This window comes from Trueperaceae bacterium (assembly GCA_031581195.1).
Lineage (GTDB): Bacteria > Deinococcota > Deinococci > Deinococcales > Trueperaceae > SLSQ01.
The window spans coordinates 1-13,871 of record JAVLCF010000067.1; the positions used below are offsets into that span (position 1 = coordinate 1).

The following is a 13,871-nucleotide window of genomic DNA, read 5'->3' on the forward strand; positions in this document are numbered from 1 at the left end:
GTCGTGGTGGCGTACACCGTGCGGGTACCGGCGGCGTCGAGCGCCATGGCGGCGGTCCCGGCGTACGCCCGCACGAGGCCGCCCGCCCCGAGGCGGGTGCCCCCGAACCAGCGGATGCACACGATCGAGGCGCGATCGAGGTCGCGTTTGAGGAGCACCTCGAGCATCGGGCGGCCGGACGTGCCGCCCGGCTCGCCGTCGTCGTCCGCCCCCATCGCGTCCCCGAACCGCCAGGCGCTCACGTGGTGCGTCGCGTCGGGATGTTCGGCGCGGGCGGCGGCCAGGTGGGCGGCGGCGTCCTCCGGCACGTCGATCGGCGCGACCCGCGCCCGGAACCGCGACCCGCGAATCTCGCGCTCGCGTTCCGCGGGGCGCGCGAGCGTCCGGTACGCCATGCCGGAACGCTACCACCGGCCGCGACGGACGCGTGCGCCGGCCGGGGGCGTGCTAGCCTTCGGTCATGATCGGGCCCGCGTTCGCGCCGCGTCGATGTTCGCCCTGAGGGGCTCCGTCGCCCCACCGGCCGGTCCGTCCCCCGTCGCTTCGATGCACCCCCGGCGCGCTGCGGCGCGCCCGTGAACGCCTGCGAGGTTCCCGTGTCCCTGACCCTCTACGACAGCATGACGCGCGCCAAGCGCCCCTTCGACCCCGTCACGCCCGGGCACGCCGGCCTGTACTTCTGCGGCCCGACGGTCTACTCCGAGCCGCACCTCGGGCACGCCCGGGGGCCGGTCGTGTTCGACGTGCTCCGCAACTGGCTGGAGCACCTCGGGTACGCCGTCCGTCTGGTCAGCAACGTCACCGACGTCGGGCACCTCGTCGACGACGGCGACGACGGCGAGGACAAGCTCGCGGCGCGCGCCGCCCTCGAGCGGCTCGAACCGATGGAGGTCGCCGAGAAGTACTTCTGGGCCTACTTCGACGCCATGGCGAAACTCGGGGTCCGCCGCCCCAGCGTCGTGCCGCGCGCCACGGGGCACATCCCCGAACAGATCGCCCTCGTCGAGGACCTCGTGCGCGCCGGCCTGGCGTACGAACGCCACGGCAACGTGTACTTCGACGTCTCCGCCTGGAGCGACTACGGCGTGCTCTCCGGACGCGATCCCGACGCCCTGCTGGAGGGCACGCGGGTGGAGACGCGCGGCGACAAGGACGACCCCCGCGACTTCGCGCTCTGGAAGCGGGCGGAGGGCGGGCACCTCATGCGGTGGTCGTCCCCGTGGGGCGAAGGGTTCCCCGGATGGCACCTCGAGTGCTCGGTCATGAGCACGAAGTACCTCGGGGACGAATTCGACGTGCACGGCGGGGGGCTGGACCTGATCTTCCCGCACCACGAGTGCGAGATCGCGCAGGCGCGGGGGGCGGGGAAGCCGTTCGCGCGGACGTGGATGCACTGGAACATGCTGACGCTCGGGGGCGAGAAGATGTCGAAATCGAAGGGGCACGTCGTCGAGCTGGCGCCCCTGTTCGAGCGACACGCGCCGGACGTCGTCCGCTTCCACCTGCTGCGCAGCCACTACCGCAGCGTCTCCGACTTCGGGGAGGAGGCCCTCGCGGCGTCGGAGGGGGGCCTCCGGCGCCTGCGGGACGCCGCCCGCGTTGCGCGGGAGGTGGCGGGCGAGGCGTCCCCCGACGGCGGCTACGCCGCCGACGCACGCGCGGCGTTCGACGCCGCGATGAACGACGACCTCGCCACGCCCCAGGCGCTGGCGGCGTTGTTCGACCTGGCGCGGGACGTCAATCGCGACGCGTCGCACCTGACGCCGGAGCAGGCCGCCGACGCCGCCGAGACGTTCGCGTCCCGGCTCGGCGCCGTCCTGGGGGTCGCCCCGTTCGACGACGCCGCGACCGAGGGGGCGGCGGCCCGCGCGCGCTTCGACGGCCTCGTCGCGATGGTGCTGGAGGCGCGGCAGGCGGCCCGCGAACGCCGCGACTTCGCGGCGGCGGATGCGCTTCGCGACCGCCTCGAGGCGCTCGGGCTCGAGATCGAGGACACCCCCGAAGGCCCCCGCGTCCGGGTGCACGACGCCCCCACCTGAGGTCCCACCGGGGGTCCCACCTCGGCACGTGCCGAGCCCGTGACGGTCTCCTCCCTGGAGGGTCTCGGGTTCGTTCCCGGTCCCCCGTCCACGCTGGCGGGACGGCGCGTACCCTTCGGACGTGGGGCACCCTCCTTTCGTCGGTCCGCCGGACGGCGTCTCAACTCAGTCCCCCGAGACGGACGCCGCCCCCGGACCACCCCCGCCCCACGTCGCGCCGAGCGCGCTCGCGCCCGAGGTCCGCGCGTTCCTTCGCCTCTTCGCGAACGACGCCGGACCCGGACCGCGAGCGCTCGCGCGACTCCTCGACCGCTACGCCACCCCAACCGCCGCGCACGACGCCGTCGTGCGGGGCGACGTCCCGCACGACCTGGCCGACGTCGCCGCCGCCGTCCGGCCGGCCCTCACGCCCGCCACGTACGCCGACGCCGCCCGCGCGTTCGCCCGGCAGGCGGCGGCCGGCGACGTCCTCGTCGCCCTCGGGGAGGCCACCTACCCCCCGTCGCTCGCCGCGATCCACGACCCACCCCCGCTCCTCTGGCGCCGAGGGCACCTCCCCGATGCCCTCCTCGCCCCCGCCGGCCTGGCGCCCGCCGTCGCGATCATCGGGACGCGGCGCGCCAGCCGCGACGGTCTCGCCTTCGCGCGGGCCCTGGCGTACGACGTCGCGTCCACCGGGACGACCGTCGTGTCGGGGCTGGCGCTCGGCATCGACGGCGCCGCCCACGAGGGCGCCCTCGCCGCGGCGCCGGACGGCACGGTCGCGGTCCTCCCGACGCACCTCGGCGCCATCCACCCCCCGCAGCACGCGACCCTGGCGCGGCGCATCGCCCGCGGCGGGGCGCTGCTGAGCGACGTCCCGCGCCCGCGCCGGACCCGCAAACACGCGTTCGTGCGGCGCAACCGGATCGTCTCCGGCCTCACCCGCGCCGTCGTGGTGGTCGAGGCGCCCTTCCGCTCCGGAACGCGCCACACCGTCGACTTCGCCATGGAGCAGGGGCGCGACGTGTTCGTCGTGCCGCACGCCGCGACGTGCGAAGCGGGCCGCGCCGCCGCCGCCTGGTTGCGGGACGGCGCACGGCCGCTCGTCGACGCAGCCGACCTGTTCGACGGGTCCTGAGTTTGCCCCAGGGGGTCCGCGCCCCCGGGGGCGTGCGGTACCCTTCCCACGTGGAACGACGCGACCCCATCGCGACCGGAACCTACTTCGCGCTCGACGCGCGCGGCGCGGACCGCGAGCAGTTGCGCGACCCCGCCGTCCTGGACGCCTGGCTGGCCGACGTCGCCGCCCGCCTCGAGGGCCGCGACGCCGCGACGCCGGTCCACCACCGGTACGACGACGGCAGCAGCCACGCGGTGATCCTCGACGAGGCGTTCGCGATGCTGCACGCCTTCCCCGACGAGGGGCACCTGGCGTTCCTGGCGTTCCACCACCACGCCATCAGCGACGCCGACCTCCAGCGGGTCGTCGCGGAGGCGTTCGCCGCGACCCGCGTCGAGAGTTCGCTGCGGAGCCGCGCGACCGCCATGCCGAGCGACGGCGCGGCGCTCGCCCGACGCCTGGCGGGCGAACGCGCGTGGGCCCGCGCTCGATTGGTGCCCTCCCCCGTCCCCGAAACCGACTGACGGCGTGCCGCCGCGCGGTGCGGTGCGGTGGTAGCCTTCCCGGCGTTCGGGACCACCGACCGAAACGGAGGCGACCGTGGCCGACATCGTTCTCGCCCTCGATCAGGGCACCACGAGCTCCCGCGCGATTCTCTTCGACGCGGGCGGCGGCATCGTGTCCGTCGCACAGAAGGAGTTCGAGCAGTTCTATCCGAAGCCCGGCTGGGTGGAGCACGACGCCCGCGAGATCTGGAGCACGCAGTCCGGCGTCGCGACCGAGGCGATGGCGCGGGCCGGCGTCCGCGCGAGCGACGTCGCTGCGATCGGCATCACGAACCAACGCGAAACGACGGTGCTGTGGGACCGCGCGACGCTGGAGCCGGTGCACCACGCCATCGTGTGGCAGGACCGCCGCACCGCCGGGATGATCGACGCGCTCGTCGCCGACGGCGCCGGCGAACGCATCACCGCCCGCACGGGGCTCGTGCCCGACGCGTACTTCAGCGCCAGCAAACTCGCGTGGTTGCTGCGCTCCGACCCGGAGATCGCACGGCGCGCCCGCGCCGGCGACCTGGCGTTCGGCACCATCGACAGCTGGTTGGTCGCCCGCCTGACCCGCGGCGACGTGCACGTCACCGACGTCAGCAACGCCAGCCGGACGATGCTGTTCGACATCCACGCCCTCGACTGGAGCGACGACCTGCTGGACCTGTTCGACATCCCCCGCGCCGTCATGCCGACGGTCGTGGCCAGCAGCGGCGTCGTCGGCACCGTCCCCGCCGACCTGTTCGGGGCGGAGGTCCCGATCGCCGGCATCGCCGGGGACCAGCAGGCCGCGACGTTCGGCCAAACCGCCTTCGAGCCGGGCATGGCGAAGAGCACGTACGGGACGGGCGGCTTCATGGTGATGAACACGGGCGACACCCCGATCGCCTCCACCAACCGCCTCCTCACCACCGTCGCGTGGGACCAGGACGGCGTCGACTACGCCCTCGAAGGCAGCATCTTCATCGCCGGCGCCGTCGTGCAGTGGCTGCGCGACGGCCTCGGGATCATTCGTGACGCCGGCGACGTCGAGGCGCTCGCGCGCCGCGCGCCGGACAACGGCGGGGTGTACCTCGTGCCCGCCTTCGCCGGCCTCGGCGCGCCCCACTGGGACCCCTACGCGCGGGGCGGCATCTTCGGCCTCACCCGCGGGAGCGGCGCGGCGGAGATCGCGCGGGCCGCGCTCGAGGGGGTCGCCTTCCAGGTGCACGACGTCCTTCGCGCCATGGAGGACGACGCCGGCACGGCGCTCTCGGAGCTCCGCGTCGACGGCGGCGCCTCGAACAACGACCTGTTGATGCAGATCCAGGCGGACCTCCTGGGCGTGCCGGTCGTCCGCCCCACCATCACCGAAACGACCGCGTTGGGCGCGGCCTACCTGGCCGGCCTGGCGGTCGGCGTGTACGCCTCGCGCGAGGCGCTGACCGCGCGCTGGGCGGAGGACGCGCGCTTCGAGCCCACCCTCGACGACGCCGAACGCGAGGCGCTGCTGCACGGTTGGAACCGGGCCGTGGACCGCGCCCGCGCCTGGGCGGAAGGAGACGCATGACGCACCCGGACCGCGCCGCCAGCTGGACCGACCTCACCTCCCACGACTACGACCTGCTCGTGATCGGGGGCGGCGCGACCGGCGCCGGCACGGCGCTCGACGCCGCCGCGCGCGGCCTGCGCGTCGCGCTGATCGAGCGCGACGACGTCTCGGCCGGCACCAGCAGCCGCAGCACGAAACTCATTCACGGCGGGGTGCGGTACCTGGAGAAGGCCGTCAAGGAGTTCGATCGGACCCAGTTCAACCTCGTGCGCGACGCCCTGCACGAACGCGCGACGTTGATCCGCATCGCCCCGCACCTGGCGAAGCCGATCCCGCTCGTGACGCCCCTCTACAACTGGTTGCAGGTGCCGTACTTCATGGCGGGCCTGAAGATGTACGACGGGCTGGCCGGCCGCCAGAACCTGGCCCCCAGCCGCTTCATCGACGCCCGCGAAGCGAAACGGCGCTTCCCGATGCTCGAGGCCGAGGGCCTGCGCGGCGGGGTGCTGTACTACGACGGGCAGTTCGACGACGCCCGCATGAACGTCGCGATCGCCCTCACCGCGCGGGAGCAGGGCGCGACGGTCCTGAACCACGTCGCCGCCACCGGCTTCGAGAAGGAGGACGGGGCGATCCGGGCGGTGCACGTCCGGGATGCGCTCGACGGACGCGAGGGCGTCGTCCGCACGAAGGCGGTGGTGAACGCCACGGGGCCGTTCAGCGACGCGGTGCGGCGCATGGACGACCCGAACGTCGAACCGATGCTGAGCGTCAGCAGCGGCGTCCACGTCGTCCTCGACGAGCGGTTCAGCCCCCCCGAGACCGGCCTGCTGATCCCCGAAACCGAGGACGGCCGCGTGCTGTTCCTGCTGCCCTGGTTGGGGCACACCCTCGTCGGGACGACCGACAACCCCGCCGAGATCGAGGCGCACCCCAAGGCGCACGAGGACGACGTGGCGTACGTGCTGCGGCACGTCGAGAAGTACTTCGACATCCCCGTCTCCCGCGACGACGTCCAAGCGAGCTGGTCGGGCCTCCGGCCCCTCGTCGCCGACCCGTCGTCGGACAGCACCGCCCGCCTCTCGCGCGACCACGTGATCGTGACCTCCCCCGCGGGGCTCGTCACGATCACCGGCGGGAAGTGGACGACGTACCGCAAGATGGCGATCGAAGCGGTCGACGAAGCGCTCGCCGTCGCCGGCCTCGACGCGCCGGCGGTGAAGACCGACGAACTGCCGCTCGTCGGCGGGGCGGCCTACACGCCGACCGGCGCCGGAGCGCTGCAGGAGACGTACGGGTACGACGCCGACGTCGCCGGTCACCTGCACGCCGCGTACGGCGACCGCGCCGACGCGGTGGCCTCCCTGGCCCGCGACCGGGGGCTCGAGGGGCGCCTCGTGCCCGACCACCCCATCCTCGAAGCGGAGGTCGCGTGGGCCGCGGAGCACGAGTTCGCCGCCACCAGCGTCGACGTCCTCGCGCGCCGTACCCGCCTGGCGTTCCTCGACACCGACGCCGCCATGGCGGCCCTGCCCCGCGTCGGGGACCTGCTGCAGGCCAGCCTCGGGTGGGACGACGCCCGCCGCGACGAGGACCGCGCCGACGCGGTGGCGTATATCGTGTAGCCGGCGTTCGGAGGCGGCCGGTACGCCGGGATGGCGGAATCGGTAGACGCTGCGGACTTAAAATCCGCTGCCCGTACGGGCGTGCGGGTTCGAGCCCCGCTCCCGGCACCAGGCAGGCCCCATCGCACGCGTCGACCCCGCCGTTCGGCGGGGTCGACGCGGGGGTGCGTGGTAGCGATGCGGGGACTTGAACCCCGGACCTCACGATTATGAGTCGTGCGCTCTAACCAGCTGAGCTACATCGCCCCGCGAAGGTCCAGCATACCCGCCGCGCCACGCCGCCGGCAAGGCGGCGCACGGCCTTCGGGGTCGCGACGCACGGCGGCCGAGCGCCGGCGCGGACGCCGGTGCTACCCTTCGCGCATGTCCACCGTCCCGCTCGACGCCGTTCACGAAGCCGCCGGCGCGCGCATGACGACGTTCGCCGGCACCCGCATGCCGCTGCAGTACGCCGGCATCCAGGAGGAACACCTCGCCGTCCGCGAGCACGCCGGCCTGTTCGACGTCAGCCACATGGCGGAGCTCCGGGTGGGGGGTGCGGACGCGCTCGCCTTCCTGCGGTACGCCCTCCTCAACGACGCCGCGAAACTCAAGGTCGGACGCGCGCACTACACCATGGTGCCCAACGACCGAGGGGGTCTCGTCGACGACGCGTACCTCTACCGCCTCGACGACGCCGACTGGTTGCTGGTCGCCAACGCCGCCAACCGCGCCGCGGTCGCGGACCGCCTCCAGGACGTCGCGACCGGCTTCGGGGACGCGCACGTCCGCGACGTGTCCGACGCGTGGGCGCTGCTCGCGCTGCAGGGCCCCGCCGCCGCGTCGCTGCTCGACCGGCACGTCGCCGCCGACCTCGCCGCCACGCGGAAGAACGCCACGTTCGCCACGACGTTCGACGGGGTCGCCGTCCGCCTGGCGCGCACGGGCTACACCGGCGAGGACGGCTTCGAGATCTTCGTCCCGCCCTCCGACGTCGCGCCCGTCTGGCACGCCCTCGTCGGCGACGGCGTCGCGCCGTGCGGATTGGGAGCGCGCGACACCCTCCGCCTCGAGGCCGGCTTCCCGCTGTACGGGCACGAGCTCGACGGGGCGCACGACCCCCGCTGCACGCCGTTCGCGTGGGTCGTGAAGGACAAACCGTTCGCGGGCGACGCCGGCTGGCCGACCGAGCCCGCGTGCCCGCGCCGCCTCGTTGGGGTCCGCCTCGCCGAACGCGGCATCGCGCGCGAGGGGTACGCCGTCCGGCGGCCGGACGGGCCCGAGGTGGGGACCGTCACCAGCGGCACCTTGTCGCCGTTGACGCGTGACGCGATCGCGTTCGCGTGGGTCGACGGCACCCTCGCCGCCCCGGGTACCGCGCTGGAGGTCGACGTGCGCGGGCGCGCCGTGGGCGCGACCGTCGTCGACCTTCCGTTCTTCACGCCCGACCGGTAGGTATCCTGCCGCCACGCGGCGCGCCGCGCCGACACGCCCCGAGGAGGCCCCCCATGGACATCCCCGCATCGCTCAGGTACGCCCGGACGCACGAGTGGACGTCGGAACTCGAGGCCGACGTGATGACGGTCGGCATCACCGACTTCGCGCAGGACCAACTCGGGGACGTGGTGTACGTCGAACTGCCCGAGGAGGGCGCCCGCGTCGCCGCCGGCGACGCCGTCGCGGTCGTCGAGAGCGTCAAGACCGCCAGCGACATCTACGCCCCCGTCGCCGGCACGGTGAAGGCCGTGAACGCCGACCTGGAGTCCGCCCCCGAAGCGATCAACGAAGAACCCTACGGCGGCGGCTGGTTGTTCCGCATCGCGCCGGACGACGCGTCCGACCGCGAAGCGTTGCTCGACGCCGACGCCTACCGCGCAGTCTGCGAGGAGGAGTCCTAGTGCGCTACACGCCGCACACGGCGGAGGACGTCCGCGCGGCGTTGGACGCGATCGGGGTGGACGACGTCCAGGCGTTGTTCGCCGACGTCCCCGCCGACCTGCTCGATCCCCCCCTCGACCTGCCCGCGCCCGCCGACGAGGCGACCCTCCTGCGGCACGTCCGCGACCTGGCCGCGCGCACCGACGCCCGATCGCCGTCGTTCCTGGGGGGCGGGGTGCGCGCGCACTTCACGCCGAGCGTCACGAAGCACTTGGCGATGCAGTCGGAGTTCGTCACGGCCTACACGCCGTACCAGGCGGAGGTCGCGCAGGGGGTCCTGCAGACCACCTTCGAGTTCCAGACGATGATGAGCGAACTCACGGGCTTGCCGGTCTCGAACGCCAGCATGTACGACGGCGCCAGCGCCGTCGCGGAGGCCGCCCTCCTCGCGCTCCGCGCCACGAAACGGCGTCGCGTCGTCGTCTCCCGCGGCGTCCACCCGCAGGCGCGCGAGGTGCTCGCGACGTACCTCGCCCCGCTCGACGTCACCGTCGACGTCGTCGACCTCGACGGCGACCACGCGACGCCCGTCCCCGCCGACCTGAGCGACGCGGCGGCGTGGATCGTGCAGAGCCCCAACCACCTCGGGACCGTCGAGCCGTTCCCGCCGCACGTCCGCGCCGCGCACGAGGCCGGCGCCCTCGCCGTCGCGGTCGCGGACCCGCTGTCGCTCGCCGTCCTGCAGTCCCCCGGCGATGCCGGCGCGGACGTCGCGGTCGGCGACGGCCAAACGTTGGGCGTCCCCCCGCAGTTCGGGGGGCCGCACTTCGGCTACATGGTCGTCACCGAACGGCTGCTGCGGCAGCTGCCCGGCCGGCTGGTCGGCGAGACGCGCGACGTCGACGGGCGACGCGGCTACGTGCTGACGCTGCAGGCCCGCGAGCAGCACATCCGCCGCGGCAAGGCGAAATCCAACATCTGCTCCAACCACCAGTTGGCCGCCGGCATGGCGACCATCAACCTCGCCGCGCTCGGGCCCGCGGGGCTGCGCGACCTCGCGGAGGGCAGCGTCCGCAACGCGCACGCCCTCGCCGACCGCCTGCGCCAGGAGGGGTACGACGTCGCCACCGGGAACCGGCCGTTCTTCGCGGAGTTCCCCGTCCGCGTTCCGCGCGACCCGCGCGAAGTGCGCCGCGACCTGCACGCCGCCGGCGTGCGGGCCGGCGTCCCGGTGCCCGACGAGTACGGCCTCGGGTCCGCGATCCTGCTCGCCGCGACGGAATCGACGAGCGACGCCGACGTCGACGCGCTCGTGGCGGCCCTTGCCCGCGTCGCCCCCGCGGCGGAGGTGCCGGCGTGAACGGGCGTCAGGACGACCTCCCCACGATCTTCGAGCGCTCGGAACCGGGACGCCGGGCGGCCCGCCCACCGGTCGTCGAGGGCCCCTCGATGGCGGCGCTGTTGGGGGACGCGGCGCTGCGCGACGCGCCGCCGGCCCTCCCCGAGGTGTCGGAACTCGATCTGGTGCGGCACTACACGAACCTCGCGCACCGGCAGACGTCGATCGACGGCAACGTCTACCCCCTCGGGAGTTGCACCATGAAGTACAACCCGAAGGTGCACGAAGAGGTCGCCGCCCTGTTCGAGGACCTCCACCCCGAGCAGGACCCCAGCAGCGTCCAGGGACTCCTCGAGGCGCTCGGGACGCTGCAGGGCTGGTTGGGGTCGATCACCGGCATGGACGAGGTCACCCTGCAGCCCGCCGCCGGCGCGCACGGGGAGTTGACCGGCATCCTGATGATCCGCGCGTACCACGAGGCGAACGGGGAGGGGGCGCAACGCCGGCACGTGATCGTCCCCGACGCGGCGCACGGCACGAACCCCGCGACCGCGGGGATGGTCGGCTACGACGTCGTCGAGGTCCCCACCGCCGCGGACGGCGAGGTCGACCTCGACGCCATGAAGGCGGCGCTCGGGCCGGACACCGCGGCGGTGATGCTGACGAACCCCAGCACCGTGGGGATCTTCGAGACCCGGATTCTGGAGATCGCCGACGCGGCGCACGCCGTCGGGGCGCAGCTGTACTACGACGGCGCGAACCTCAACGCGATCGTTGGGAAGGCCCGCCCGGGCGACATGGGGTTCGACGTCGTGCACATGAACCTGCACAAGACCCTGACGACGCCGCACGGCGGTGGGGGGCCCGGCACCGGTCCGGTCGGCGTCAAGGCGCACCTCGCGCCGTACCTCCCGCTGCCGCACGTGACGCGCGACGCCGACGGCGCCTGGGGCCTGACGACCGACGCGGCGACCTCGATCGGCCGCATGCGGAGCTACTACGGCAACGTCGGCAACCTCGTGCGGGCGTACGCCTACGTCCGGTCGCTCGGCGCGGAGGGCCTTGCGAACGTCGCGGAGATGGCGGTCCTGAACGCGAACTACCTGCGCGTCCGCATGCGCGAGGCGGGCTTCGCCTCCGCCTTCGAGCGCACCTGCATGCACGAGTTCGTCGCGCGTCCCCCCGAGGGGGTCTCCACGAACGACGTCGCGAAAGCGCTCCTGGACGAGGGCATGCACCCGATGACGGTGTACTTCCCGATGGTCGTCAAGGAGGCGATGATGGTGGAACCCACCGAAACCGAGTCGCTGCAGACGCTCGACGCCTACGCGGACGCCCTGGCGCGGATCCTGCGTCGCGCCGAGCGCGACCCCGCGAGCCTCGCCGAGGCGCCGACCACGACGCCCGTCCGCCGGTTGGACGAGGTCGCCGCGGCGCGCCGGCCGGTGCTGCGCTGGCGGCCGCGGGAGGACGACGCGGACGTCGCCGGCGCCGCCGCCGACTGACGCGCGCCCCCGGCCACGCAGAAGCCCCCGAGCGTTCGCTCGGGGGCTCGTTCGTGCCTGGGTCCGGGCGTCAGGTGGCGCAGCCGCTGCTGCCCTCGCCGTCCGGCGCGTCGGCGCCGTCGGTCCGGAAGCTGCTCCCGCACCCGCAACTGCTCGAGGCGTTCGGGTTCGTCACGGAGAACCCACCCCCCATCATGTTCTCGACGTAGTCGACCTCGCTGCCGGCAAGCAGCGGCCAACTCATCTTGTCGACGACCACCCTCACGCCCTTGTCCTCGAAGACCTGGTCGCCGTCGAGACGCCGGTCGTCGATCGCCATGCCGTACATGTAGCCCGAACAGCCGCCGGACTTCACGAACACGCGGATCGCGGCCGTGGGGTCGTTCTTCTCCTCCAACAACGCCGCCGCACGCGCCGCGGCGCTTTCCGTCATCGTCATGCGCGCCGCCTCGGCGGCGCCACCGTCCATGGGGGTTGCGTCCATCACGTCACCTCCTGCGCCGGAGGATAGCAGACCGAACCGCTCGGGGTTCGCGCTCAAGCGACGTCGTTGCGTCCCCGAGCCCCGCGCCGCGGCCGGGTGGCGGGGGGCCGCCGGACGTGCTACGCTTTCGCGGCCGTGGGCGTATAGCTCAGTCGGTAGAGCGGCGGTCTCCAAAACCGTAGGTCGGGGGTTCGAGTCCTCCTGCGCCCGCCAGGCACGCGGCGGTCCCCACGCGGGACCGCCGCGCTTCACGTCGCGCCGCAGGTTCGTGCCCCACGGCCCCCTGCCGTCCGCACCCCCCGTGCTAGCATCCGGCCCGTGACGACGACCCCACGCCCCCGTTCCTGGCGCACCGCCGTGCGCCGGTCGTTCGCCGCCCTCGCCGTCGCCCTCCTCGGGGCCGCCGCGGCGCAGCCGGCGGACGCCGTGTGGGTCCTCCCCATCGATACGCAGATCACGCCCGCGACCGCGCAGTTCGTCGCCTCGCGCATCGACGCGGCGAACGAGGCGCGGCCCCTGGCGCTCCTGCTGCGCGTCGACACGCCCGGCGGGCGGGTCGATTCCATGGGCCGCATCGTCGACGCGGTCCTCAACGACGCGCAGGTCCCGGTCGTCGCGGTGGTCCAGAACGCGTTCAGCGCCGGGGCATTGATCGCGATGTCGGCGGAGTCCCTGGCGATGCTGCCCGGCGCGTCGATCGGTGCGGCGCTTCCCGTCACGATCGGCCCGACGGGCACCAACCCCACCGACGAGAAGACGATCTCCGCCCTCCGAAGCCAGTTCCGCAGCGTCGCCGAGGCCCGCGACCGGAACGTGCAGGTGGCCGAAGCGATGGTCGATCCCGCCGTCACGATCCCCGACCTCGTCGACGACGAACAACTGGTGACGTTGAGCGCGAACGAAGCGGTCGAGCGGGGCATCGCCGACGTCGTCGCCGACGACCTCCCCGCCGCCCTTGCGGCGTTCGGGTACGGCGGCGCGACCACCGTCACGTTGGAACGCAACCTGACCGAACGCATCGGGACGTGGCTTTCGGGCCCCATCGTCGCCGGCATCCTGCTGGTGCTCGGCATCGGCGGGCTGGTCCTCGAGTTCTTCAGTCCCGGGTTCGGGATCCCCGGCGCGATCGGCGTGCTCGCCCTCGCCCTCTTCGCCACCAGCGCCTTCGTCGCGACCCCCGCCGGCATCGTCGATGCGCTCCTGATCCTCGCCGGCATCCTGCTCCTGTTCGCCGAAGCGTTCGTCATCCCCGGGTTCGGGGTGGCCGGCGTCCTCGGCCTCGCCGCGATCGTCGCGGCGGTCGTGCGGATCTTCCAGAGCGACGCCATCACGGTCCTCGCCACCGGCGCGATCGGCGCCGGCGTCGGGCTGGTGTTCCTGTTGTGGTTGCTGCCGCGCAGCGGCCTCGGCCGCCAACTGACGCTGCGCGAACGCATCGGGGGCGGCACGACCGCCGCGGCGGCGGCCGGCGCCGGCCTCGCCGGCAGCGGCGCCCCCGTCGCGGCGGGGGGCGCGGTCGCGCCGTACGCGCCGAGCTTGGCGCCCGACCGGTCCGACCTGCTGGGCCGCGACGGCGTCGCCACCTCCGACCTGCGCCCGGCCGGCGTCGCGCGCTTCGCCGATGAACGCGTCGACGTCGTCAGCGAAGGGGAGTTCGTGGCGGCCGGAGCGCACGTCCACGTCCTCCGCGTCGACGGCAACCGCGTCGTCGTGCGCGCCCTCGCCGACGACGAGACGCCCGCTGCGCCGGCGTCGGCGATGACCCCGGCCGCCCCGCCCGACGCGGCCGCACCCCCCGACGCTGCGCACCCCGGCGCTCTCCACCCCGACGACCCGTCTCC

12 protein-coding genes and 3 tRNA genes are annotated in these 13,871 nt (G+C 74.0%); 12 read left to right on the top strand and 3 right to left on the bottom strand.

What is annotated here, in order from left to right; translation table 11 throughout:
* Positions 1–395 (bottom strand): YigZ family protein (locus RI554_07425; GenBank protein ID MDR9391845.1); only part of this gene is annotated, 395 nt, incomplete at its 3' end.
* 201 nt (positions 396–596) lie between these two features.
* Between RI554_07425 and cysS the strand changes: the two genes are divergently transcribed.
* The 6 genes from cysS to RI554_07455 all read left to right on the top strand — a co-directional run bounded on the left by cysS (position 597) and on the right by RI554_07455 (position 6,956).
* Complete coding sequence (cysS, locus tag RI554_07430; GenBank protein MDR9391846.1) at positions 597–2,039, top strand: cysteine--tRNA ligase; 1,443 nt, start codon at positions 597–599, stop codon at positions 2,037–2,039.
* A gap of 121 nt (positions 2,040–2,160) precedes the next feature.
* Positions 2,161–3,159, top strand: coding sequence for a DNA-processing protein DprA (locus RI554_07435; protein ID MDR9391847.1), 999 nt, complete (start codon positions 2,161–2,163; stop codon positions 3,157–3,159).
* A gap of 50 nt (positions 3,160–3,209) precedes the next feature.
* Complete coding sequence (locus RI554_07440) at positions 3,210–3,665, top strand: S-adenosylmethionine decarboxylase (protein ID MDR9391848.1); 456 nt, start codon at positions 3,210–3,212, stop codon at positions 3,663–3,665.
* Between the two features lie 76 nt (positions 3,666–3,741).
* Positions 3,742–5,238 carry a glycerol kinase GlpK gene (glpK, locus tag RI554_07445; GenBank protein ID MDR9391849.1) on the top strand — a complete coding sequence of 499 codons (1,497 nt, stop codon included), beginning with the start codon at positions 3,742–3,744 and terminating at the stop codon, positions 5,236–5,238.
* Positions 5,235–6,845 (top strand): FAD-dependent oxidoreductase, encoded by a 1,611-nt coding sequence (locus RI554_07450; protein MDR9391850.1) that lies wholly within the window; start codon positions 5,235–5,237, stop codon positions 6,843–6,845. The genes glpK and RI554_07450 overlap by 4 nt, the downstream gene beginning before the upstream one ends.
* Positions 6,846–6,869: 24 nt before the next feature.
* Positions 6,870–6,956 (top strand) — tRNA-Leu (locus tag RI554_07455).
* Positions 6,957–7,014: 58 nt separating this feature from the next.
* Here the strand turns inward: RI554_07455 and RI554_07460 are convergent.
* Positions 7,015–7,091 (bottom strand) — tRNA-Met (locus RI554_07460).
* Between the two features lie 117 nt (positions 7,092–7,208).
* Between RI554_07460 and gcvT the strand changes: the two genes are divergently transcribed.
* The 4 genes from gcvT to gcvPB are packed head-to-tail and all read left to right on the top strand — an operon-like array spanning position 7,209 to position 11,546.
* Positions 7,209–8,279 (top strand): glycine cleavage system aminomethyltransferase GcvT, encoded by a 1,071-nt coding sequence (gene gcvT, locus RI554_07465; protein MDR9391851.1) that lies wholly within the window; start codon positions 7,209–7,211, stop codon positions 8,277–8,279.
* 53 nt (positions 8,280–8,332) lie between these two features.
* Positions 8,333–8,722: a glycine cleavage system protein GcvH gene (gene gcvH / locus RI554_07470; protein MDR9391852.1), complete on the top strand. Its 390-nt coding sequence runs from the start codon at positions 8,333–8,335 to the stop codon at positions 8,720–8,722.
* Positions 8,722–10,062, top strand: a complete 1,341-nt coding sequence (gene gcvPA, locus RI554_07475) for an aminomethyl-transferring glycine dehydrogenase subunit GcvPA (GenBank protein ID MDR9391853.1) — start codon at positions 8,722–8,724, stop codon at positions 10,060–10,062. The genes gcvH and gcvPA overlap by 1 nt, the downstream gene beginning before the upstream one ends.
* Positions 10,059–11,546 (top strand): aminomethyl-transferring glycine dehydrogenase subunit GcvPB, encoded by a 1,488-nt coding sequence (gene gcvPB / locus RI554_07480; GenBank protein MDR9391854.1) that lies wholly within the window; start codon positions 10,059–10,061, stop codon positions 11,544–11,546. The genes gcvPA and gcvPB overlap by 4 nt, the downstream gene beginning before the upstream one ends.
* Before the next feature lie 70 nt (positions 11,547–11,616).
* Here gcvPB and erpA read toward each other — a convergent pair whose 3' ends face one another.
* On the bottom strand, positions 11,617–12,030 hold the full coding sequence (gene erpA / locus RI554_07485; GenBank protein MDR9391855.1) for an iron-sulfur cluster insertion protein ErpA: 414 nt from the start codon (positions 12,028–12,030) through the stop codon (positions 11,617–11,619).
* A gap of 137 nt (positions 12,031–12,167) precedes the next feature.
* On the opposite strand from erpA, the gene RI554_07490 reads away from it, so the two are divergent.
* Positions 12,168–12,243, top strand: a tRNA-Trp gene (locus RI554_07490).
* Positions 12,244–12,348: 105 nt separating this feature from the next.
* The coding region (locus tag RI554_07495; GenBank protein ID MDR9391856.1) for an NfeD family protein at positions 12,349–13,871 on the top strand (1,523 nt) is incomplete at its 3' end.